Genomic DNA, 23,393 nt, shown 5'->3' on the forward strand with positions numbered 1-23,393 from the left:
AACCTGAGAATCGATCGCGCCCGGGAGGGTTGGGATGAAGGGCATGAAAAAACCCGCAGCGCTTTGATGGCGCTGCGGGCTTCGATCTCGTCACGCGCCTGTGGCGTGGGAGAGGGGAGGTATGAAAAAGGTTAGATGCCGGGGATACGGATACGTGTCTCCCCGCGGGTGGTCTTGCCCACCGAGTTGGTGACTTCGACGGTCATGACAACGACTTCATCGGGGTTGCCGCCGAGGATCTCGGTGGTGCGAGCGTCGGGTGAGAGGATCACGACGCTCTCGCTGGTGGTGGTCCAGGCGTAGCTCAAATCACCGCCCTCCGGGTCGCGGGCCGAGACGGAGACCAGCGCGCTGTCTCCGAGATCCGCAGGAGAGATAGCGGTGATGCTGTTGATGATGGGCGCAGCATAGGTGCGGGTCTGCACCACGAGCGCCGCTTCAGCGGTGACGCCGGCCGAGTCGCTGACGGTCAGGCGCACGGTGCCGATGGCGCTCTCCTGGTCCGGGGCGCGCAGCGCGGGCTCATTCACCGGGCGGTTCTCGGTGATGACGCTGAATCCGCCGGTGGCCTCCCAGCTGTAGGTCAGCTCCTCCTCATAGGGGTGCGAGGCGATCGCCTCCAGAAACACCAGCTCGCCGGGGTTGGCGACCGGACGTGTGGTGATGAGGCTGGAGATGGTCGGTCCCTGGTTGGTCAGCGTGCTGACGACGAGCTCGGTCTGGTCGCTGGCGCCAAAGTCATCGCTGACGATCAGCGTGATGCGACCCGAGACGCCGTAGGCTTCGGGGGCGGTCAGGGTGGTCTGGGCGCCGACCACGCTGGAGACCTCCCAGCCTTCGGGCACGAGCCACTCGTAGAGGAGCGCGTCACCATCGGCGTCGGCCGCCGTGGCCTGAAGATCGAGGGTGGCGCCCGGGAGGACTTCGGCGGGAAGGGCGGTGGCCGACTGAATGCGGGGGGCCTGGTTCTGAGCGGTGCTCACGCTGAGCTGGGCGCTGGCTTCGGCGCCCTGGTCATCGCTGACCACCACCGAAAAGCTGCCGACTTCGCCGGGAGCATCGGGGGCGGTGGCCACCACGGTGGCCTGGTCGGTGGCGTCGAGCTCCCACCCTTCGGGGGCGCTCCAGGCGTAGGTGAGCGCGCCGCCCTCGGCGTCGCTGGCCGCGACGCTTAAGCTGACCTGCCCACCGCGCGCCACCACCGGGGTATCCGCGCTGATCGAGGCGATCTGCGGCGCGGCGTTGCCCACGGTGCTCACACTCAGGCGCTCTTCGGCCTGGCGATCCGCGCTGTCGGTCACCGTGACCACAACCTCGCCAGCGGCGCCGGCTTCTTCGGGGGCGATCAGCGTGGCCGAGAAGGGATCTTCGGCGTCGGCCTCCACCTCAAAGCCGCCGGTGGCGCTCCAGCTCACGTCAAGCTGGCCGCCTTCCGGGTCGATGGCCTCTACGCGCACGCCCGTCTGCTCTCCGGGAGCAAGCGCGCTCACATCGGCGCTCAGGCTTACGATCTGCGGGCCGGCCGAGCGGGGCTCGAGCACCAGCTGCACGGCGTTATCCTGGCCGGCGATCACGGTGATGAAGGCCTCCGCCGGGCGGTAGCCCTCCAGGCTCGCGCTCACCAGCACCGCGCCGGCGCTCACGTCTTCAAAACGAAAGGAGCCATCTTCGGCGGTGGTCGTCGACCGGGCGCCCGTCTCCACGAGCACCCCCTCCGGGGCTTCGCCGTCACTTAAGGAGACCATCCCCACGATGGCACCCTCTGTGGCTTGAGGCTCGTTGACGTCGGCGTCGGATCCGCAGGCGACAAGTCCGAGGGCAATGACGCCCGCAGCCAGGGCGCGCAGGCCAGAGGTCGCGTGATGAAACATGATGTACTCCACCGTAATGTTAGGGGATTTCCGCAGGCACGGGGTGCGCGCCCAGACGGGATCACCTTGGAGAAAGGGGTGGAGAATGTCAATTCAGCTGTAAAATTACGAGGTTGGCGTACTTAAACCCCGCTCCCCTCCGCGCGGCCGACCTCCCCGGATCATTGCGAATCCGACGCCGAGGGGTCAGCGCGTCGCGGGGGCGTCTTCGGAGGGAGCTTCTTCGGTGGGGGGCACTTCGACGGGAGTCCCATCGGCCGGCGTAAAGCCCATCGACACCGAGTTTACGCAGTAGCGCAGCCCGGTGGGAGCCGGCCCATCGGGAAAAATATGCCCCAGGTGCCCGCCGCAGCGGCTGCAATGCACCTCCACGCGGCGCATCCCGTGGCGGGTGTCCATCTTCGTGCCCACCGCTTCTTCGGAGATGGGCGCATAAAAGCTCGGCCAGCCCGTGCGCGAGTCGTACTTATGCTCCGAGGAGAAGAGCGCCTGGCCGCAGCCCGCGCATACAAAGGTCCCGTCTTCTTTGACGTGCAGAAGCTCCCCGCTGCCCGCCCGCTCGGTGCCCTCTTCGCGCAACACCCGGTACTGCGCCGGGGTGAGCCGCTCGCGCCACTCCTCCTCGCTCAGCTGAACCTCGGGCTGGGCCTCCCGAATCGGGATCTCCTCGAGGCTGGGGCGCTCAAACGCATCACGCTCCGAGGCGACCTGGGCGCTCTGCGCCTGGCCGAGCACATAACGCGGGCGCACCTGCGCCTCGCTCGACGAGTTGGCGCTGCAGCTTGAGCCGCTCAGAAGTCCAAGCGCCATCAGGCTGAGCGCCCCCACGAGCATCGGGCGTTTTAATAATCGAAAGCGGGGAGTGGGGTCGGGTCGAGACGTCACATCGATCCTCGGGCAAAGTTCAACCAGCGCACACACCCATCGTAACACAGGAGGGCGCCGGGGTATTGCCACATCGTCTCAATCGAGCCCGCAGAGCTCCCTCCATGCCGCGCCCTGATCGCAGCGACGGCCGGGGAGCTGGATGCACCCTTAGCGGGTGGTGAAGTAGACGTCCTGCACCGCATCGACGTAGGCGCCGGCCAGCGCGTCGATAAAGCCGCCCAGGCCGCCCTCCCCAAGATCGACGTTGACGCTCTCCTCAGAGCTCACACCCTCGACCACCCCCTGCTGGAACACCAGGTCGATGGCCTCCGGGTTGGTCTTCCAGAGGAAGTTCTCCTCGCTCACGCCCATGCCCTCGTCGATGCGCGCGGGATCTTCGGTGCGCACCATCCAGGGAACCTCCGCCGGCAGCGTGCGCCCGCCTTCAAAGAAGCTCGAGAGGTTCAGGTGTACCGCCGGCTCGCTGTAGGGCAGGGCGGTCGGCTCGTAGAGCGCGCCGGCCAGCGCGCTGAAGAGCTCGTCGATGCGCTGGATATTCTCCACGGTGGGCTGCTCCCACTGCAGGGTCGTCTGCACCTCGCTGGTCAGACCCATGCGCAGGGCGTCGCGGGCCCGGGAGAGGGCGTCTCTGAGCGCGGTGCGCGAGGCCTGCAGCCGGTCGGGCTGCGCCACGCGACGAAAGAGCCGCGCGTCGAGGTAGCTCACCGTGTAGTCGGTCGGGGTGTAGCCCGCCACGTAGCGCTCATCATCGAGGTTTACGTCCTGGCGCCACGCCCCGAACGCCCCGTCCAGCGTCCAGCTATGCTCGTAGGCCGAGACGGCGTAGAGCGCCGCGCGCACCACCTGCAGCGCGGCCTGAATCGTGGCCAGCTCCGCGCGCCCCAGCGTCAGGCTCAGCGAGGGATCGTGAAAGACCTCCCCGGGCACATAAAAACGCACAAAATCCGGATCGTCGATGGCCACCTGCAGCTGCGCGTCCAGCCCGCCGAGGGCGTTGGCGATGCTCACAAGGTGGCGCGCCAGCGTGTCGCCCGGCTCGTTGAGCCCCTCGACAAAACGCGTGATCGACTCCAGCTCCTCAAGCTCCCAGGGGAGCTCGGGCGCAAGCAGGCTGCGGATCCCCAGGTACTGCCCGTCGTCGGCCCAGCGCGCCCCGCGGCTGGCCCAGTACAAAAGCCCTTCATCGCCGTAAAGAACCTCGGCGGCGGCAAGCGGCTCTGCGGCCCCCAGCGACTCGGTGAGCAGCCGCCCCACCTCGGGCATCCCCGGCACCAGCAAAAGATCGCACATCGCTCGCCCCGCAGCCGCCTCCCCATCGCTCGGGTCGACCTCCAGGCGCTGCTGGTACATCGCCCGCGCCCCGGCCACATCGTGGGCCATCAAGGCCTGCTCGGCCTCTCCCAGCGAGGGCACCGGCTCTCCCGGCTCGTTGTCGGCATCAAAGATTGGGTCGGCTCCGGCGCTCTCATTAAAACTTTCGCCGCAGCCGGTCGCGCCCACGCTGAGCGCGCCGATGCTCAGCGCCCCCACAAGCGCTGTGCGTCCAAGCCAGGTCTTTAAAGATGTCATTGAGGTCATCATCGGGGGGATCTCCACGCAAAGAAGCGTAGTGCACCGGGCGGCTGCTCACAAGATCTCGGTGGTGCGCCAGTGAGCGCGCCGACATTCGGCCGGGGCGAGCGACGCATGATCATGACTGTGCAAGATCTTTGCCGTCGCCCGCTTCAGGCGCTCTTTATCGACCTCCCCACCGTGTTTCAAGCCCCATCCTCCCCGGGCCGGCCTTTTGCCCGATGCCGGCCCCGGCACGATCTGGTCAAGCGCTGCTCCACCCCCGGAGCGCGCCCCCACCGCCCCACAGGCCCGCAGCGCCGCGTGGCGCGCACCCGCACCTACACCCTTTGGCCTTCGCGCCATCGTGGCCTATACTGCCCCACAGGTCCCCATCTCGCGGACCCTCCCGTTTTGGTGAGGCTGTACCATGCGCGCGCTCGTCTCAAAACCTGGTCGGCACCCTCAACGCCCCCGGCGCCCCCGGCGTCTTCGGCGCCTCGCCATGCTCCTGCTTGGCCTGGCCACCCTGAGCTTAAGCGCCTGCCCCACCTTCGAAGATGACTTAAGCGGCCACTACCGCCAGACGCTCATCACCGAGCTTGACGACGAGGCCCTGGCCGTCGACCTCTTTCGCTTCGGCGACGACGTGCGCGCCATCGTGCGTTTTTATGAGCTCGCCAGCGCCAGCGCCCGCGAAGACGCCTACGCCCCCGAAAACCAGTCCCGCTGCGCCTGGACCCAGCCCGCCCCCTTCGATAAGGCCGAGCGCGCCTTCGATCTGCGCCTGCTCCCCACCGCTCGCCATGCAGGCTTAAGCTTGAGCGGCCGCTTCGACGACCAGGATCGCCTCCAGCTTCTCGTCCAGCGCGACGATGAGACCTCCCCCGCTCCCCTGCTGATGGAGGCTTCCTCCGAGCTCCCCAACGCCGCCTGCCAGACCATCGACGACCTCATCCTGCGCGCGCGCTTTGGCGCCGGCGCCCCCAACGCCTTTCCCCCCGAGACCTACACCCTGCGCCACCCCGTCTTCAGCCTGCTCTGGGTGGGAGTGGAGGCCGTCAATACCAACGGCGCCATCGTCTTTGTCGCCATCAACCGCACCGAACCCTCGGTGCGCCTGAGCCCCGGCGCCCAGTTCATCCCCGGCGATAACGTCATCGCCGGCGACCTGCGCTTAAGCGTGCCCCCACCCCCCGATCGCATCCTCGCCAGGAGCGGCTCCACCCGCTTTGGCCTGGCCCACCCGGTGGTCATCGACGACTCCGAGAGCGACGACCGCTTTGCCTGGAACATCAGCGAAGAACCCCTCATCGCCACCAGCCTGCAAAACGGCGTCGTCGAAGACGCCCCCGAGGGCATCCTGACCAACGGCTGGGGCCAGGCGATCTTCTTTGTCGAGGGCTCCCTCGACCAGCTCGACGACGAGCTGCGCGCCCGCATCGAAGGCCTCGATGAGGCCAACCCCAACCAACACTTTTACATCGCGCAGGTCTTCTTCTATAACGATGAAGTCGTCGCCCTCAGACTCCCCCCCCGGCCCCGGCCGGGGATCGTGTCCAACGCCGTCGACCTCCTGCTCACCACCGATTTCCTCGAGGCCCGCGAGGTCCTCCTTCCTCGCCTCTTCTTCTACAACTGAGTCGCGATGCCCCCGTCGACCACGACCCCCACATCCCGGTCGCGGCGAACGCCCGCGGTAGCCCGGGCGCTGGCGTCGTGGGCCTTCTGCCTGAGTTTTGCCTCTCTCTGCTCCGAGGCCGCCGCCCAGAGCGCGCCGGAGCCCGGGGCCGAGCTGCCCCCGCGCCTGGCCATCGCCCCCGACGCCCGCGCCTTTGTCGCCACAGGCCAGCTCGACACTCTCGACGAGGAGCGCGCCTTTGCGCTCCACCACAGCCTGGAGCTCGGCGCCCGGCGCTACTTTCTGCCCGGCGATAACTTCGAGCTCGTCGCCTCCGACGCCCTCTCCACCTCCATCACCTCCGAGCCCCTCTACGAGGGCACCCTGGCCCTGGCCCGCCAGTGGGCCGAGATGGGCGAAGAGGCCTTTAAGCGCCTCCAGGCCGACGACGCCATCGCGCACCTGGAGCGCGCGCTGCAGAACTACCGCGCCATCGACCACGATCGCATCGCCCCCGAAGAGATCGCCCACACCCTGCTTTTCCTCGCGCTCAGCTACCTGGAAGACGGCACCAACGTGGTGCGCCCCTTAGAGCTGATGCAGGAGATGATCCTCCTCGACCCCTCCCGGCGCATCCTCCCGGGCTACTACCCCGACTTCATCGTCCAGTACTACCGCAGCGCCCGCGACACCCTCTTTCGCGAGCTCTCCACCGGCGGCCCCTCCATCGAGGAGGCCGCCCGCAGCGCCGAGCTTTTGCAGGCCGACTACCTCCTCTACACCTTCGCGCTGCCCACCCCCGGGGATGAAGCCGCCCGCGGCGCGGAGCGCCCCTCCCAGACCGCTGCGTCTTCGCAGGATGATTTTACCGTCATCGCCTTTCTCTACGACGCCTCCGCCGAGACCTTCCTGCCCCCGGAGTCCCTTCGCCTGACCAGCCTGGAGCCGACGCTTCTGCAGAACGCCGCCAACCGCCTGGCCAGCCGCCTGGCCGCCTGCGTGCTTTTGCCCGACGATGAGCCCCTGGCCAACGGCGCCGACGATCTCATGGCCAGCCGCGGCCAGGGCCGCCTGGGCCTGGAGCTGGGCATGGCCTACGCCTCGTTTTTGAGCGTCGCCCCCCCGCTGCAGAGCCCCTTTGGCAACATCGGCGTCGGCTTAGGCTTTAGCTACGCGCTCACCCGCGAGTTCCAGCTCGTCGCCGGCCTCCAGCTCCTCAACTCCCTGCGCGACTACAACGGGCTCTTACGCGACGACTTCACCACCCTGCGCTCCTGGCTCGGTGGCCGCCTGGCCTGGGAGCTCGGCCCCCTGGAGCTGGGCATCGCCGCCAACTTCGAGTTCGCCAGCCTCTCAAAAATCCGCGTCTTCACCGACAAAAGCTGCATCCCCGCCCCCGACACCCTCTGCCCCGGAGAGCTGGGCACCCGCACCTACGAGATGGGCGCCCCGCTGCTCGGCGCCCACCTCAACCCCCGCATCTCCCTGCGCCTGACCCGCTCCCTCTGGCTCACCCTCAACGCTTCGGTCGGCTACTACCTCAGCCCCGTCGAAGACGATCTGCTCAACCTCCCCGCAAGCTCCGACCTCGGCATCCGCTACCGCTTCTAATCGTTTCAGTTAGTGGCGCCTCGCCATTCTGAACTTCCCGTAGATACTGCCTTAAATATCGCCCCCCTCCGGGGCCTCCTGACCTTCGATGGTTTGCCTTCGTTGAAAAACGAACACATCGAACACATCGAAAACGTCGTAAAAAAGGATCTTCGATGCTCGACCAACGCCTTAAGCACGCCACCGCCGTCGCCCCGGCCACCATCGCCAACGTCGCGGTGGGCTTTGACATCCTCGGCTTCAGCTTGAGTGAGATCGACGGCGCCACCGGCCTCTCCGACCGCGTGCGCGTCGAGCGCGTCGACAAGCCCGGCGTGCACCTGGTGGAGATCAGCGGCGACGACGCCCTCATCCAGGACCTTCCCACCGACGCCGAGGCCAACACCGCCACCGCCGGCCTGGTGCAGATGGCCCTCGACAAAAAACTCGACTTCGGCCTGGAGGTCCGCGTCTTTAAAGGCGTCCCCATCTCCCGCGGCCTGGGCGGCGCGGCCACCAGCGCGGTGGCCGCAGTCGTGGCCGCAAGCGCCGTGCTCGACACGCCTCTCTCGCTCCCCGAGCGTTTCAAATACGCGCTCCTGGGCGAAACCCTGGCCGCCGGCCAACCCCACGGCGATAACGTCGCCCCGTCCATGCTCGGCGGACTCATCCTCGTGCGCTCGATGGACCCCTTCGATGTCGTGCGCATCCCCGTCCCCCACGATTTTGGCGCCGTGGTCGTCGTGCCCGAACTCGCCGTCGATGTGCGCCTCTCCCGCGCCCAGCTCAGCGAGACGCTGCCGCTCAAGGCCCACGTCGCCCAGTCCGCAAACCTGGCCGGCTTCATCACCGGCTGCTTCCGCGACGACCGCGATCTCATCACCCGCTCGCTTCACGACCTTGTCGTCGAGCCCCAGCGCGCCCCCACCATCCCGGGATTTGCCGAGGTCAAACAGGCCGCATTGGACGCCGGCGCCCTGGGCGTCTCCATCTCCGGGGCAGGCCCGGCCCTCTTTGCGCTCCACGACTTCCGCGCCCGCAAAGGCCAGATCGCCGAGGCCATGCTCAACGCACTGAAGCAGGCTGGCGTCAACGCCCGCGCCTTCCACTCCCCGGTCAACGGCCTGGGCGCCCACATCATCGAGCGCGGCCCTATCCTCTAATTTTTTTAACGATTAAATCTCAGCGAGCCCCACCTCCTCGCCAGAGCCTCCGTATCACCTTCTCCGCAGCACCCGAGATCCTATGAGCGCCCCCGACGTCGACCCCCAACGCCTCTCCCCCGAGTCGGAACACCCCTTCAAACGCCTGCTCCATTACGCAAAACCCCATAAAAAACGCGTCTGGGCGGCGGCCACCTCCTCGGTGCTCAACAAGATCTTCGACCTGGCCCCGCCCGCGCTTATCGGCGCGGCCATCGACGTGGTCGTCGAGCAGGAAGACTCCCTGGTGGCCTCGTTGGGCATCGTCGATGTCACCCACCAGCTCATCGCCCTCTCCGTGCTCACCGTCCTCATCTGGGGCCTGGAGAGCGCCTTCCAATACCTCCAGGAATGGCTCTGGCGTAACCTCGCCCAGACCATCGAGCACGACCTTCGCCAGGACGCCTACAACCACATCCAGAACCTGGAGATGGCCTACTTCCACGAGCAGTCCACCGGCGGACTGATGGCCATCCTCAACGACGACATCAACCAGCTCGAGCGCTTTCTCGACACCGGCGCCGACGACATCCTGCAGGTCGCCACCACCGCCATCGTCATCGTCACCACCTTCTTCATCCTGGCCCCCCAGGTCGCCTGGATGGCCATGCTGCCCGTCCCCCTCATCATCTGGGGATCCTTCAAATTTCAGCGCATGCTGGCGCCCCGCTACGCGAAGGTCCGCGAGCAGGTCGCAAGTTTGAACGGCCAGCTCGCCAACAACCTCTCCGGCATCGCCACCATCAAGGCCTTTGCCACCGAAGACTACGAGACCCGGCGCATCTCCCGGGAAAGCGACGACTACCGCCAGGCCAACCGCGCCGCCATCAGCTTAAGCGCCGCCTTCAGCCCGCTGATCCGCATGGCGATTGTGATGGGCTTTACCGCCACGCTCCTCTACGGCGGCATGCTCGCCATCGAGGGCACCCTGGCCGTGGGCGTCTACTCCGTGCTCGTCTTTCTCACCCAGCGCCTGCTCTGGCCCCTGACGCGTCTTGGCAAAACCTTCGATCTCTACCAGCGCGCCATGGCCTCGACTCGCCGCGTCCTCAACCTCCTGGCCACCCCCATCTCCATCATCAGCGGCCAGACGCCTTTTGAAAAAGAGGGCGCCCGCGGGGAGCTCGTCTTCGAAGACGTCGAGTTCGCCTACCCCGACCGCGAGCCCATCCTCCAAAACTTCAACCTGCGCATCCCCGCCGGCGCCACCCTGGGCGTGGTCGGGGCCACCGGCGCCGGAAAATCCACCCTCATCAACCTCCTGATGCGCTTCTTTGAGCCCGCAAAGGGCACCGTGCGCATCGACGGCACCCCGCTTCACGAGCTGCGCACCGACGATTTGCGCCGCGCCATCGGCCTGGTCAGCCAGCAGACCTTCCTCTTCCACGGCACCGTGCGCGAAAACATCGCCTACGGCTCCTTCGACGCCGACGACGACGCCATCCTGCGCGCCAGCCGCCAGGCCGAAGCTCACCCCTTCATCGAAGAACTCCCCCACGGCTACGACACCATCGTCGGCGAACGCGGCGAAACCCTCTCCGGCGGCCAGAAACAACGCATCTCCATTGCCCGCGCCGTCCTGCGCGACCCCCGCGTGCTCATCCTCGATGAGGCCACCAGCGCCGTCGACAACGCCACCGAAGCCGCCATCCAGCGCTCCATGAACCGCCTGGCCAGAGACCGCACCATGATCATCATCGCCCACCGCCTCTCCACCGTGCGCGCCGCCGACCACATCATCGTCATGGACCAGGGCCGCATCATCGAGCAGGGCTCCCACGATGAGCTCGTGGCGCTTGGCGGCGACTACGCCGCCCTCTGGAACATCCAGACCGGCAACACCCACCACACTTCCACCGACGCCGCCGAGTAAGCCGCCGCAGAATAAGCCGCCGCTGAGTAAGCCAGAGAGAAATCGCGCGATAAGCCGCCCCCTTTCGCCGTGTTTAGATTCAGAGAAGCGCCCGGCTCATCGACGCCGGCGCCTGTTTGACACGTCGAGCTCCAAAAACACTCTCTCGGGGGGAACCCGCCATGGCATGCTCTCACCTGCGCGCGCGCGCCATCCTCATCGCCCTCGTCTCCATCCTCTGCACCTCGCCAGCTCAGGCCTCCCCCCCCGACGCCGCTTTTAGTGAGAGGGCGCCACTGGCGCAGCAAACCCCTCCTCCCGGCACCGCCCCGCCGGGTACGCTGCCGCCCGGCTCCACCCAACCCGCACCGCCCACACCCGACCTGCCCGACGCCGGCGATACGTCTGCACCCTACAGCGCCGACACCGGCGACGCCGGCGACACAACCCCCGGTCAGCGCACCCAGCCCCACGTCCCCGGCCAGCCCCGACCCGACCGCAACTCCGACGCCGGCGATGACACCGATGTTCCCGACTCCGGCCGCTTCTCCATCGGGGAGATCATCAGCGCCGATCTCCCCGACGCCGGCGCCCCCGACGATACAGACGCCCCCGACGCCCGCGTCGCCGGCTGCCAGAGCGAAGGCGCCCAGGGAAGTCCCTGGGCGATCTCGGTGGTGCTTTTAGGCTTTATGGTCCTGCACGCCGCCGGCCTTCTCGGCCGCCGACACGTGCGCTGATCTTTTTGATCAGGTCGATCAGGTCGATCAGGTCAATATATTCACGTTGAAACGCACCATCGCCGACCTCGCTGCTCTCGCGCGGGTGAGGTCGGCGATGGTCTGATCAGGGCGCAAGCCCCACGCTGTATGAAGGGTACACCCCGTACGACCAGCACCCTCCGCCGGAGCAGGGCGGCCCGTCATAGACTCCGCCCCCGCTCTGCGTCAGCGGCAGATCGATGATCGCCGCGTACCAGAACCCCCACTCATCATAATTGTCAAAAGTCAGCGAGCTGGTGAACACCGTCACCCCGTCGGCGCGAATCGTCAGATAGGCCGGCACATCGTACCACCCGTCATCAAAGGTCGAGGCGTACACCCCCACATGGTAGCGCCCGGCCTCCGGGTCGCTATGAATGAGGATCTCGTCCTCATAGGGGTTATACGCGTCGTAGAGCGAGACCTCCGAGCTCCCCCAGTAGGTCCAGTCGTTCTGGTAGTTCACGCAGTTTGCGCTATCAAAACTTCCCGCCGACTGCTCGCAGTAGATCAGATCCAGATCCGGCTGGGCGATGCCCCCGCTGTAGGTCCAATAAAGCTCTACCTCCAGCTCCATCGGAAGATCGGGATCGATGCCCGTATCCGGATCACTTCCCGTATCCGGATCGCCTCCCGTATCCGGATCGCTTCCCGTATCCGGATCACTTCCCGTGTCCGGATCACTTCCCGTATCCGGATCGCTGCCCGTATCCGGATCGCTGCCCGTATCCGGATCACTGCCCGTATCCGGATCACTTCCGGCATCGGGCTCGGGGTCCGTACCTGTGTCGGGATCGCTGCCCACGTCGGGCTCGGGATCGGTGCCGGTGTCCAGGTCGGGCTCGGGATCGTTGCCGGTGTCCGGCTCGGGATCGTTTCCGGCGTCCGGCTCCGGATCGGGATCGTTGCCGGCGTCCGGCACCCCGGCGTCCTCGTCATCGCCCCCGACGTCCGGACCATCGCCTTCGCGAATGGGCGTCTCGCTGCACTCGGCCGAAAACGCATTGCCGGCGCAGGGGTCGAGCTGCTCGACGCTCTCCGCACAGCCCACCATCCACAAAACCCCCATCACCACACACGCTTTAATCTTCACCTTTCGGCTCCGCATCTCTCAGTCATCGCTGCGGCTCTCACGTCGCCGCCCATCCTTGCGTTACAGTAGGTTAACCCTCGACGGAGACGCACCGATTGTCAAATTCGCTCGCGCCGTCAACAAACGCGGCGGCCACCTCCCGCGCTTCGGAAGGGGGCCGCCGTCTGATCACGCAGGGCAATCGCAAAGTGGGTCCCCACCACCCGCCACCGTAGGGGGACCCCTTGTGGGTCCCCACCACCCGCCACCGTAGGGGGACCCCTTGTGGGTCCCCACCACCCGCCACCGTAGGGGGACCCCTTGTGGGTCCCCGCCTTGGGAGTTCCGGAGGGGCACAAGACCCCTCCCTACGGATTGGGTGGGGTCTCCATAAAAAAACCTTGTGGGACTTTGCGATTGCCCTGCTTGATCACGCGAGCTGTCTTTTCGTTTAGTCGAAATACACCATCGTGTCGTAGAGCCCGCCCCCCACACACGTGTTCTGCGCGCTGTTCACACAGTCCGCCCCCTCGCTGATGCCCGCGCCGTTGCCGCTGCGAAGCTCGGGCCAGTCCAGCACCGCCGCGTACCACATCGTCGCCGAGGTCTCGAGGACGCGCGTGTCGCGGTAGACCTCCACATCGCCCACCAGCACCTTCAGGGTCGCCGTGACCTCACCCACCTCCGCCCCGCCACCATCATTCCAATACGCCTGCACCCCCAGGTGGTAGCGCCCGTTGAGCGGCATATCGTGCTCAAGCTCTTCGATCTCTCCGGACTCCCGGCCATCGTTGACGATCATCGCGATGCTCTCGTCGTCGATGCCCCACCCCCGAATCTGCGTCTCCCAGGAGACGCAGCTGATGTCTTCCATCGAGCTCACGCCATCCTGGCAATAATAGAGGTCCAGATCCGAGACGATCCCGCTCTCCGAATCGGTCCATTCCAACAAGAAGCGGATATTATCCGCCGTCGGATCGGGAGCGACGTCGGGGTCTTCATCCACATCGGGCTCCACGTCGGCGTCGGGCTCTTCGCTGACATCGGGCTCCACGTCGGGCTCTTCGGTGACATCGGGCTCTTCGGTGACATCGGGCTCGTCGTCCACGTCCGGTTCTTCGACGACATCCGGCTCTTCGGTGGCGTCGGGTTCCTCGGTGGCGTCGGGCTCCTCGTCCACGTCGGCATCACCCTCCACGTCGAGCTCGTCGCCGGCGTCCGCATCATCACCGACGTCGCTTGCGCAGCGGGCATCCACATCATCGCCGCTGCATACCGGCGAGGGATCGTCGGTGCCGCAGGCGGCCAGGCTCAGGGTGGTCAGCAATGACAGGACAAAGAGGGTGGCGGGGGATCTCACAGACAACTCCTGAAGGGATATCGAGCGTATCTCACACATGCGTCAGGGCCGGGCGGCTCCATAAAGCGCCGTTACTCGGCGAGCAGACGCGACCATAGCACCCCGAACCGCCGACGCAAACAAAGGGCGTCTTGCGTCATTGTTAGCGTTTGTATAGACCAAACCTCAGTTCAAACACGCACACCCGGCCCGCGCACGCTGCCTTAAAGCTCGCGCATCTTTTGCCGCTACCTGGAGTTCTTGCTCATGTTCACCTCCCTGCGCCGCCTCGGACTGGCCTCCTTCTGCCTGCTCGCGCTCTCCGCCTGCAACCTCGACGACGCCGCTCCCGAGAGTCAGCTGGCCGCGGCAGGCGACGCCTGCACCGCCGACGATGCCTGCGCCTCCGGTCTGTGTTTGAAAGGCGAAGAGGTCTGCGCTGCCACCTGCGAAGATACCTGCGAGGGCGACGGCCTCGTCTGCACCGAGGGCCACTGCCTGCCCGACGATTATTGCGACGAGGGGTTTGGGCCGGGCTGCGCCCCTACTACCTGCGAGCCGGGCTGCCACGCCGACGCCACCTGCGACCTTCAAGCCACCGACGGCCCCACCTGCGTCTGCGACGAGGGTTTTGAAGGCGACGGCTTGAGCTGCACCATCATCGAGACAAACCCCTGTCTTGAGGACAACGGCGGCTGCGGCAACCCCGACACCGTGCAATGCGACGCCGTCGAAGATGAGGGCGGAGAGCTCGTCGCCGAGTGCACCACCATCAACCCCTGCCTCGAAGATAACGGCGGCTGCGGTGACCCCGAGTTTTTTGCCTGCACCAACACCGAGGTCGGTGTGGGCGAATGCTCCGAGATCGACCTCTGCGCCACCGACAACGGGGGCTGCGGCGACCCGGCCCGTTACGAGTGCATCCCCCTGAGCGGCCAGGCGCCCCTGTGCAAGTTCGTCGCCTCCTGCGACGTCGAGCACACCGCTCCGCTGCTCGAAGACACCTTCACCAGCCTCTCCGACCCCTCCACCGTCTTCGATGAGAAGCCTTTTCTGGTGGTCAACCCGCCAGAAAAAGCTCGCAGCTACGAGCAGGTGTACGAGTACAGAGCTCGCGATCGCCATGAGAGCTACCTGAGCTTCGACATCCGCGATCTCCCCGAGGGCTTCCCCGTCGTCGGCGCGCGCCTTGACGTGGTGGGCTTTGATGGAATGGCCTGGGGCGGCACGCGCAACACGTTCGTCAACCTGGTGAGCAACGACTGGCGCGCCGCCGAGCTCCGCTGGGAGAACGCCCCGGAGACCCTGGCCGAGCGCCTGGGCTACTGGTTCCTCTGGTACGGTGGAGAGGCCGTCGATCGCGCGGTCTCCGCTGAGAGCGCCGAGTTGGCCCAAAAGATTCAAGATCTCCGTGAGGAGGGAAGGGTCTCGCTCAAGCTCACCGCCCCCGACTACACCACCTTCTATTACTCCAGCGAGCACGAAGAGCGCGACAAGCACCCCCGGCTCACCCTGACCGTGCGCGAGTGCAACCAGCCGGTGCTGCTCCCCGACGCCAACGCCACCGTCAGCGGCCGCGAGCCCGGCACGGCTCTGGGTGAGGGCGATGGCCTGGTGGCTGACCGCGACCGCTCCGAGTTCTACGTGCGTTTCGACATGTCGGAGATCCCGGTGGATGCCGAGATCGTCGGCGCTCAGCTCGATCTTGTGGCCATCGACGCCGCCGACTTCGGTGGCGACGCCACCTTCACCCTCGACTACCTCACCACCGAGGTCTGGGGCGAAGGCTCGGTGACCTACGACAACCGCCCGGCCGCCGCCGGCGCTGAGCTCGCGAGCTTCACCCTCGACACCTCCGAGACCCGCGACCCGGCCCAGCGCGTCACCCTGGACACCACCGCGCTCTTCGAGACCGTGGTCGAGCGTTTTGAGGCCGAGCAGTCCATCAGCCTGCGCGTCACCGCCAGCGGCGACGCCGCCACCTTCGCCGGCCGCAACCACCCCGAGGCCGACTGGCGCCCGCGGCTGACGGTGATCTACGAATAAGACGCCTCACCTGAGCGGCGTTGCATTTCTCAGGCGTTTTCAGACGCCCCGGAACGAGCGCTCGAAGGGCGCTCTTTAAACCACCTGAGACCCCGAAGACGCAGGCGCTTCGGGGTTTTTTATGCCCGCACCGCCACGCTCGTTTGCGCCTCTTGCCCCCAAAAGACGCCTCCCCGAGCTCTTGATCCCCCCGACGCACTGCACTAGAGGGTGCCGCCCCCTGACCGGCCCGGTCGCGCGCAGGTTTCCCTGGCGAGCGACGCGGTCCGGATTCCTTTAGCGCTAAGGTCTGGAGCTCCTCTATGCGTCTTATGCGTATCTCCTTCATCTCGCGTTGTCTGACTTTTACCCTCCTGCTGAGCGTACTTTTTGCCGGCGCCTGCAACCTCGACGACTCGGCACAACGCGCTGACGTCGGTTCTGCGCCTGACGCCGACCTCCTCGCCGATGTTGATGCCGATCCTGACGCCGCCGACGCCGCCGACGCTTCTCGCGATACCTGCCTGCCTTCATGCCACCCCGACGCCACCTGCCTCACCGGCCAGGGCGATGACCCCACCTGCGTCTGCGACGCGGGCTTTGAGGGCGACGGCTTCTCCTGCACCCCCATCGACCCCTGCCTTGAGGACAACGGCGGCTGCGGCGACCCGGCGTTTTTTGCCTGCACCCCCACCGGACCCGCTGAGGCGCAGTGCGCCGCGATCGACCTCTGCGCCACCGACAACGGCGGCTGCGGCGATCCGGAGCGTTTTGCCTGCCTGCCTCAAAGCGGCCAGGCTCCCCGCTGCCGGCTGATCGGCTCCTGCGAGGTCGTGCACGCCTTGCCACTGCTCGAAGACACCTTCGTCAGCGAAGACGATCCCGAGCGCACCTTTGAGAGCGAGCCCTTTCTGGTGGTGCAATCCTTCTTCCCCGAGCCCATCGTCTCGGAGTTCTACGGCTACGAGGCCCATCGCCGGCACGCGACGTACCTTAAATTTGATCTCGACCCGCTCCCGACCGACCTGCCCCTAATCGACGCCCGACTGCATTTGAGGGGCATGCCTCAGGTGCTGCATCGTCGCTTCTTGTGGGCGATGCTCCACCACGTCAGCTCCGACTGGCGCGGCGAAGAGCTCAACCTGCAAAACAGCCCGGAGATCCTTCGCACCTACGTCGCCGATGGTCCCATCGCCTGGGAAGACCCCGAGGCCGAGCAGCCCGTTGAGCTGCGCTCCTCGCGTCTAAGCAGCGTCATTGATGCGCAGCGCGATGCGGGCGGAGCATTTGCGCTCCAGCTGGAGAGCGACGAGGAGGGGGCGTTCTTTTACTCCGGCGATCACCCCGAGGCCGAAAAACACCCGGGCCTTGCGGTCACCCTGCGCCACTGCGAGGAGCTCCCCGTCGGCGCCGACGCCAACGCCACCGTCAGCAACCGTCGGCCCGACAGCGCGCTCAGCGACTACGAGGGCCTGGTAGCCGACCGCGACCGCCAGGAGTTCTACCTGCGGTTTGATCTCTCAGCGCTCCCCGTCGGCGCCCGCATCGTCGACGTCCACCTCGAACTCAGCGCCATCGACGCCGCCGACTTCGGGGGCGACGCCACCTTCACCCTCGACGCCCTCACCACCGAGGTCTGGGACGAATCCTCGGTCACCTACGCCACGCGCCCCGAAGCCACCGGTGAACCCCTGGCCACCTTCACCCTGGGGGAGCCCCCCGGTGAGGATGAGGTGATCGAGCGGGTGACCCTCGCTACGAATGCGCTCTTTATGACAGTCGTCGAGGGCTACGAGACGGAGCAGTCCATCAGCCTGCGCGTCACCGCCCGCGATGACGCCGCCACCTTCGCCGGCCGCAACCACGAGAACGAGGCGTTGCGTCCGAGGTTGAGGGTGATTTACGACTGACGCGCGGGGGCCCCGCGGGTTTTTTATGTTTGCCAGAGTACGCTACAACTCCACCACCCCGGCGCGCTCTCCCCGCACCCTCATAATAATATACTCGCCAGACCAGGTCTTGATCATGGTGTCCAACCCCATCCGCACCCGCGCGCTCCTGCTCCTGCTTGCGGCGATCGCCCTGAGCGTTGTCATCCTCCCCGCCGCGCTCGTGGCCCAGACCCCCGACGCCGCCCGCGCCAACGACCTGCAACGCGCGCTGGAGGCCTACGTCGATAAAGGCCACACCCGCGGCGCGGTGGCCTGGCGGCTCAACGCCGACGGATCTGAGGAAGAGGCAAGGGTCGGCATCGACCAGCGCACCGCCGACGCCCGCTTTGAGGCCGGCTCCATCACCAAAGTCTTTAGTTCCATTCTATTGGCCGACGCCGTGCTGGCCGGGAAGGTCACCCTGGAGACCCCCATCGCCGAGCTCTTTCCCCGGAGCTGCGAGCTGGCCCCCGAGGTCGGCGCCATCACGTTGAAAGAGCTCTCTACCCACACCTCCGGCCTTCCTCGCCAGGCCCCGGGCCGCGGCCTCTTGCGCGGCTTTTTGCAACTCTCTGACCCCTACGCAGGCTCCACCCGCGAAGAACTCTTTGAGGCCCTCTGCACCCTGGAGGCCGACGACCTGAAGACCCGCGGCTCCTACTCTTACTCCAACTTCGGCGTCGCGCTGCTGGGCCGCCTCCTCGAAGCCGTCGACTTAAGCTCTCTCGACCCCACGCTCAGCCCCGACGCCACGTATGAGACCCGCCTCGACACCCGCGTGCTTCAACCCCTGGGCCTCACCGCCAGCGACTTTGAAGCCGCGCACCCCCACACCGTGCCCGGCCACCGGACCAACCACACCTCCGCCGGCCCCTGGCACCTCGACGCCTACAACCCCGCCGGCGGCCTGCGCACCACCCTGCCCGATCTTATCGCCCTGGCCCGAAACGCCCTGGCCGCCGACTTCCCCCCGCTGGCGCTGACCCTTGAGCCCCACCACCTCGACGAGGAGGGCAACCCCGAGGTCGGACTTGGCTGGTTTTTCCAAACCCTTCGATCCAACGACACCCCGCCAGAATCCGAAGACGTCGAAGACACGGAAGCAACGAAAGGCAGTGGAAAAAACGAAAGGATCATCTGGCATAACGGCCGCACCGGCGGCTATTTTGCCTTCATCGCCCTGGCCCCCGAGAGCGGCCGCGCCGTGGTGCTGCTCACCGACACCTCCCACGGCACTGGCTTCGCCGTCGATCTTCTGCGCGAGCCCACCCCGGAGCCGCCTCCCCTTGAGCCCAATGTCTTCTTCTTGCTCTTCGGGCTCTTCTTCCCCTGGCTGGCCCCCTTCGCGTTGTTTTCCCTCAAACATCGCCTCTCCCTCAAAACCATCGTCGAGCCCCCCACCGATCCCGACGCCTCCTTCTGGGCGCGCTTTATGGCTCGCCAGCAACGCCAGCTTCCGGCCGGCCGCGTCGATGCCCTCTCCTCCTTCCTGGGCGCCGCCTTCACCCTCCTCCTCACCTACCAGCTCGGCGCCTGGCAGGTCCTGCCCATCGCCATCTGGTACGCGGCCCTTGCGCTGACAGTGGGGCTGGGCGTGCGGGTGTTGCCGGTGGTGGTGAAGGCCCCGTGGTTTGGTCGAGAGGGCTGGAAGGGCAGGGCGATGACGGTGATCAATGGGGTGATTTCGGTGGGGTTGGTGGTGTGGGTGGTGGGGTAGGGGGGGCGGTTTGGTCCAGAAACGTTTTTCAATCCGCGTGATTGGCCGACGACCACGCTCGATTCCTTAAGAAGTGCCGTGCGTCAATGGTTTTGGAGGAGGCGTTGACGCACCGAACGCTGATCGTCACCCACGGAAATACACCTTTGCTTTTCCAGTAAATCTCCCTTTTACTCACCTCACAACTAAGCGCGCGGTACGACGTGGAGGGAGAGTACGGGGGATCCTGCCATATGCGGCCGACACCCCTGAATTTCTTCAGCCTTAAGACGATCGATGACCAGCCAACTTATACTGGCGCTGCATTTCACACAAAAACATGTGTTTGTTACACCCTGGGGCCAGGACGCGAATCACAGCGAGCTGGAGTGGCCGCCCTCGGTCTGGCTGCTGCTACGTACATTCGTGAGCGTGTGGCACTCACACGCTCGCGCCGAGGTTGAAGAGCGTGCTCTCAGTGAGCTTGTCGCCGCGCTGAGCAAAACTCCTCCTCACTGGCGGCTTCCCAAAATGGGGCAGGTTCGTCGGACTTCCTCCCCATCCTCAAAACAGGGGTTTGAGTTTGTTATCCATGTTGAGCCCGATTCGGTGGCTATCGCGCACTGGCCCGACGTCGATCTTTCTCAAAGCGCCCTGGCCGCGCTCGATGCCTTGCTGCCCCGCATCGCCTATCTTGGCCGTGCGGAGTCCTGGGTGAGCATCGAGCGTCTGTCGGAGCTGCCCGACACCTTCGCTCCTAACGCCGGGCCTGCCGGGGCCTTTGAGGCTCCGCAGGGCAGCGAGTCGTCACGTCAGCTGATGCCGCTGACCTCCGACGAACTCAGTCACTGGCGCGAGGGCTACCGCGAGGCGATGCTTCAACGGGAGCTCGACGTCCAGCGTCAGAAGAAGATCGACAAAGGCGACGATCCAGAGAAAGCCAAGCTCACCAAAAAACAACGTCAGAATATTGAGGACGCGCTCCCGACCTCGGTGGTGGGTGTGCTCAGCGCCGAGACCGATGTGTTGCAGAAGGCGGGCTGGAGTCAGCCCCCGGGCTCGCGTTGGGTGGATATCGTGCGACCGCCCATCAAGAGCTGGCTGCCTCCGAAGGTGGAGGCGCCAAAAGTGATGGGTGCGCCGACGGTGGCGCGTTACGCCGTGGCCAGCCAGGTACCCCCGCGCCTGACCACCGCGCTTTACCAGTGCGAGAAGCTCCATAAAGCACTGGCCAGCCGCACCGACGACAACATCACCCTCACGGGCGTCGACGCGCTGGGGCGGCCGCTTAAAGGGCATCAGCACGCCTTTGTGTTTGCGGAAGCCAACGACCCGGTCACCGACCGCATCACCCACCTTAACGTCTGGGCTCCCGCCGGTTTCAACGAGCAAGTCCAACGCAGGGTGCTCGATCGTGTGCAGCGCCTCTGGGGCAAGGATGGCCACGATCTGCAGTTGATCTTGCTGGGCGTGGGAACGCCGGAGGACTTTGGCGGCTTCAACGCCCGTGCCGGTCAGGCACCCATCTACGGGGAGTCGAAGGTCTGGCGTTCGCTTACGCCCTTTGTGGGCACGCGCCATCCTAAACGTCGCAAGTCCGGTGAGCCAAAGGTGGACGCGCGCGGGCTAACGATCGGCGGTGACGCCCATGATCTGCTGCGCCTACTCAAGCTCCAGGGCTTTCCCGAAGTTGAGAGCATCGCGCCACTGGATGCGCTGAGCATCGCCGGGCGTCAGGTGCGCTGGCTGGAGTTCGCGACCCGACGCTCGCGAGGTGGCGGTGCTCGCGGCCCGAGCCACGGTGCCGGCTTTGAACTCACTTTCGCCGAGCCGGTGCGAGGCCCCATTGCGGTGGGCTACGGTGCACACTTCGGGCTGGGGCTCTTTCGGCCGGTGGAGATAGAGGCCGGAGTGGGTTAAGCTGGGCCGCACGTTCTTTGAAAGGTGGAATAGCAATCCAAACACCGGGGCCAACCCGGTGGTATTTTTTAGATAGAACAAAGCCATCGTGCTCTAAAAACCAAAAAGCCGGCTCCTTGCGAGGAGCCGGCTCTTCAGTTTGAATCGCGTGTGTGCGGGTATCAGTTCATATCACGCAGATCGCGGGTGCCGGGCTGCGCGGGCTCTTCCGCAGGCTTGTCGCTGACCGGAGGCGCGGGCACCGGGGCAGGTTCGTCGCCCTTTGTGGGATCGAGGAGTTTGACGTCAGCCCTGGGAGCTCCTTCGAGCTCCTTATCACCGACCTCGGGCTCGGTAGCATCCTCCGGTGTGTTTCGTGTTTTACGTAACTGCGCCTGAGCCTGAGCCTGATTGAGGTTGGCAAGCAGGCGGCGCTTATCGTTCTCACTCAGGCCGGAGAGCTCCACGACGTTGATCAGCGACGTGGTCACCTTAATCCACTGGTAGCGCGCCTGACGCAGATCGCGCGCGCTGATCCGGGTGGTGTCAGTCTCTCCCTGGAGCTCGGCGCGACGCGCGGTCAACACGTTCATGCGATGCCCGATGGTGACGTATTCATCGACCAGAGCGTTGAGATCTTCGCCGTCGAAGAGCACGCGACCCAACGTGTCGCGCAGCGCGGTGTCGAGGCGATCTTCGACGCGCAGCGCGTGGCCAGCCTGATCGCGATACGCGCTGTTGATCACGCTGAGGCCATCGGGCAGCACCACAGCGCGAGCGGTTTCGATGGGACGTTGTTCTCGGGGTGTCTGACAGAGATACGTCGCGAAGGTGAAACCTGCGTCCAACGCACGGCAGAGCGCGTTATGGCGCTCGCTGCACTCTTTGAGCTCATCGCCAATCTCCTTGAGCTCACGGGCACACTCTCCCTCTTGGCGGGTTAGAAAGATCAGGTCGCGGTTGGCGGCCTCCATCGGGCCCACAAAAGGCGCCACCATCGGATCGCTCTCGAAGATCTTGCGTTTCTCCGGGCTGTTCAAGAGATCTTCAAACACGGCGATCATCGACGGACTGTTCAGGTAGGTAAGCGACATGATGGCCTCCTCAGGTATCGTGTCTTGCCGGGCTCCACACGAACCCATCCTGGCAAGACGAGAGTTTAGGTAGCCTCGCCGGAAAGACACCGGACCACCCGACGTCTTCACGTGTGCGAAGCGACTGCTCTCGGTCCCCCGATACGACATGAGGCTGCGCGTTGGGTTCACGCCAGATAGACCCGCTCAGAAGAGCATAAGATCTTACCGACAACGCGCGTACGACGGAGACAACCCCCCTCAAGATTGGGGGCACCACCCTGCTTTCGCAGCACTCTAAGAACCGAATGAACAAACGCTGCCAGAAGCCGGATCTCCGGTCAATATGTTCAATGTTAGTCAGTTGATTTTTTTGGATTCGCGCAAACCAGAACCCCTTTTCGTTCACGCGTTGACGTGCAACGTGGCAGGGCCCTTTGTTTTGCGCTGTACGACTATCAAGCCGTTAAAACAGGCCTCGGGTGGTCTGCACGCGCCTGTAAAAAGGGCAACGCGAGGTCGACGATGCAGGCGCAGCGCATCACAAAACAGGTCACCGCCGTCGATGTGTGTGGCTTCGATTGTATTCTGCAGCTCGTCGGGGAGACGCTGCCTTGTCGGAACCAGCATAAGGTACCTCCGACAGGCAAGCCTGAGCACTCTGAGCTTGCCCGTGGAGCCTGATAAGGTGGATGAACGTGCGCCAGACCAACATGATGAAACTCTGGAAGGTGCGTATTGGGTGATCCGGCTTATTAAAAGAACCTCTAAAAGGTGGATGAGTGTAGCCCGGTGAAACGATCGTGACCTTCAAAAGGTGTAGATGTTGGTTCGGCTTAAGCATTTGCAACTCGGCAGGGTGGGCCGCTTTGGTCTGATCTGCTTCAAGGGACCTTTGGTAGATCGGAATCAAGGTTCGAGCGACCTTAGTCAGCCTTGGGAAGGTAGCCGAAGATGGTCGGGACCACCCGAAGGGGCCTCTGGGAGGTGATGGTGTAGGTCAGGATGACCATCGCGGACCT

At 65.4% G+C, this 23,393-nt stretch carries 15 protein-coding genes; 9 read left to right on the forward strand and 6 right to left on the reverse strand.

Annotated elements, in window-relative coordinates; all coding sequences use genetic code 11:
- Positions 1-131: 131 nt before the first annotated feature.
- The 3 genes from FRC98_RS19605 to FRC98_RS19615 all read right to left on the reverse strand — a co-directional run bounded on the left by FRC98_RS19605 (position 132) and on the right by FRC98_RS19615 (position 4,340).
- The gene (locus FRC98_RS19605) at positions 132-1,871 is read right to left on the reverse strand and encodes a carboxypeptidase-like regulatory domain-containing protein (RefSeq protein ID WP_146983201.1); all 1,740 of its coding nucleotides are present in this window, start codon (positions 1,869-1,871) and stop codon (positions 132-134) included.
- A 186-nt stretch (positions 1,872-2,057) separates the two neighbouring features.
- A complete protein-coding gene (gene msrB / locus FRC98_RS19610; protein WP_347342176.1) occupies positions 2,058-2,534 on the reverse strand; it encodes a peptide-methionine (R)-S-oxide reductase MsrB in 477 nt (158 codons plus the stop codon).
- A gap of 372 nt (positions 2,535-2,906) precedes the next feature.
- Positions 2,907-4,340, reverse strand: a complete 1,434-nt coding sequence (locus tag FRC98_RS19615) for a hypothetical protein (RefSeq protein WP_146983203.1) — start codon at positions 4,338-4,340, stop codon at positions 2,907-2,909.
- 475 nt (positions 4,341-4,815) lie between these two features.
- Here FRC98_RS19615 and FRC98_RS19620 point away from each other — a divergent pair, with 475 nt between their 5' ends.
- From FRC98_RS19620 to FRC98_RS19640, 5 genes are all read left to right on the forward strand, one after another.
- Positions 4,816-5,952: a hypothetical protein gene (locus FRC98_RS19620; protein ID WP_146983204.1), complete on the forward strand. Its 1,137-nt coding sequence runs from the start codon at positions 4,816-4,818 to the stop codon at positions 5,950-5,952.
- 6 nt (positions 5,953-5,958) lie between these two features.
- Positions 5,959-7,542 carry a hypothetical protein gene (locus tag FRC98_RS19625; RefSeq protein ID WP_146983206.1) on the forward strand — a complete coding sequence of 528 codons (1,584 nt, stop codon included), beginning with the start codon at positions 5,959-5,961 and terminating at the stop codon, positions 7,540-7,542.
- 155 nt (positions 7,543-7,697) lie between these two features.
- Complete coding sequence (locus FRC98_RS19630) at positions 7,698-8,684, forward strand: homoserine kinase (RefSeq protein ID WP_146983208.1); 987 nt, start codon at positions 7,698-7,700, stop codon at positions 8,682-8,684.
- A gap of 82 nt (positions 8,685-8,766) precedes the next feature.
- Positions 8,767-10,596 (forward strand): ABC transporter ATP-binding protein, encoded by a 1,830-nt coding sequence (locus FRC98_RS19635; RefSeq protein WP_146983209.1) that lies wholly within the window; start codon positions 8,767-8,769, stop codon positions 10,594-10,596.
- Between the two features lie 161 nt (positions 10,597-10,757).
- Positions 10,758-11,315 (forward strand): hypothetical protein, encoded by a 558-nt coding sequence (locus FRC98_RS19640; protein WP_146983211.1) that lies wholly within the window; start codon positions 10,758-10,760, stop codon positions 11,313-11,315.
- Between the two features lie 106 nt (positions 11,316-11,421).
- Here FRC98_RS19640 and FRC98_RS19645 read toward each other — a convergent pair whose 3' ends face one another.
- Entirely contained in the window at positions 11,422-12,429 is a 1,008-nt protein-coding gene (locus FRC98_RS19645) for an MSCRAMM family adhesin (protein ID WP_146983212.1), read from the reverse strand.
- A gap of 430 nt (positions 12,430-12,859) precedes the next feature.
- Positions 12,860-13,768, reverse strand: a complete 909-nt coding sequence (locus FRC98_RS19650) for a hypothetical protein (RefSeq protein ID WP_146983214.1) — start codon at positions 13,766-13,768, stop codon at positions 12,860-12,862.
- Positions 13,769-14,014: 246 nt separating this feature from the next.
- Between FRC98_RS19650 and FRC98_RS19655 the strand changes: the two genes are divergently transcribed.
- The 4 genes from FRC98_RS19655 to csb2 all read left to right on the forward strand — a co-directional run bounded on the left by FRC98_RS19655 (position 14,015) and on the right by csb2 (position 21,319).
- Complete coding sequence (locus FRC98_RS19655) at positions 14,015-15,793, forward strand: DNRLRE domain-containing protein (RefSeq protein WP_146983216.1); 1,779 nt, start codon at positions 14,015-14,017, stop codon at positions 15,791-15,793.
- 302 nt (positions 15,794-16,095) lie between these two features.
- Positions 16,096-17,682, forward strand: coding sequence for a DNRLRE domain-containing protein (locus FRC98_RS19660; RefSeq protein WP_146983218.1), 1,587 nt, complete (start codon positions 16,096-16,098; stop codon positions 17,680-17,682).
- A gap of 25 nt (positions 17,683-17,707) precedes the next feature.
- Positions 17,708-19,420, forward strand: coding sequence for a serine hydrolase domain-containing protein (locus FRC98_RS19665; RefSeq protein WP_146983219.1), 1,713 nt, complete (start codon positions 17,708-17,710; stop codon positions 19,418-19,420).
- Positions 19,421-19,696: 276 nt separating this feature from the next.
- A complete protein-coding gene (gene csb2, locus FRC98_RS19670; RefSeq protein ID WP_146983221.1) occupies positions 19,697-21,319 on the forward strand; it encodes a type I-G CRISPR-associated protein Csb2 in 1,623 nt (540 codons plus the stop codon).
- Positions 21,320-21,480: 161 nt separating this feature from the next.
- Here the strand turns inward: csb2 and FRC98_RS19675 are convergent, their stop codons facing one another.
- Positions 21,481-22,392, reverse strand: a complete 912-nt coding sequence (locus FRC98_RS19675) for a hypothetical protein (protein ID WP_146983222.1) — start codon at positions 22,390-22,392, stop codon at positions 21,481-21,483.
- Between the last annotated feature and the right edge of the window lie 1,001 nt (positions 22,393-23,393).

The organism is Lujinxingia vulgaris (genome assembly GCF_007997015.1).
GTDB classification, from domain to species: Bacteria; Myxococcota_A; Bradymonadia; order Bradymonadales; family Bradymonadaceae; genus Lujinxingia; species Lujinxingia vulgaris.

Coding starts and splice junctions, on each gene's coding strand:
- FRC98_RS19635 (WP_146983209.1), top strand. CDS start 8,767: ATGAGCGCCCCCGACGTCGACCCCCAACGCCTCTCCCCCGAGTCGGAA.
- FRC98_RS19630 (WP_146983208.1), top strand. CDS start 7,698: ATGCTCGACCAACGCCTTAAGCACGCCACCGCCGTCGCCCCGGCCACC.
- csb2 (WP_146983221.1), top strand. CDS start 19,697: ATGACCAGCCAACTTATACTGGCGCTGCATTTCACACAAAAACATGTG.
- FRC98_RS19625 (WP_146983206.1), top strand. CDS start 5,959: ATGCCCCCGTCGACCACGACCCCCACATCCCGGTCGCGGCGAACGCCC.
- FRC98_RS19640 (WP_146983211.1), top strand. CDS start 10,758: ATGGCATGCTCTCACCTGCGCGCGCGCGCCATCCTCATCGCCCTCGTC.
- FRC98_RS19660 (WP_146983218.1), top strand. CDS start 16,096: ATGCGTCTTATGCGTATCTCCTTCATCTCGCGTTGTCTGACTTTTACC.
- FRC98_RS19620 (WP_146983204.1), top strand. CDS start 4,816: ATGCTCCTGCTTGGCCTGGCCACCCTGAGCTTAAGCGCCTGCCCCACC.
- FRC98_RS19655 (WP_146983216.1), top strand. CDS start 14,015: ATGTTCACCTCCCTGCGCCGCCTCGGACTGGCCTCCTTCTGCCTGCTC.
- FRC98_RS19675 (WP_146983222.1), bottom strand. CDS start 22,392: ATGTCGCTTACCTACCTGAACAGTCCGTCGATGATCGCCGTGTTTGAA.
- FRC98_RS19605 (WP_146983201.1), bottom strand. CDS start 1,871: ATGTTTCATCACGCGACCTCTGGCCTGCGCGCCCTGGCTGCGGGCGTC.
- FRC98_RS19665 (WP_146983219.1), top strand. CDS start 17,708: ATGTTTGCCAGAGTACGCTACAACTCCACCACCCCGGCGCGCTCTCCC.
- FRC98_RS19615 (WP_146983203.1), bottom strand. CDS start 4,340: ATGATGACCTCAATGACATCTTTAAAGACCTGGCTTGGACGCACAGCG.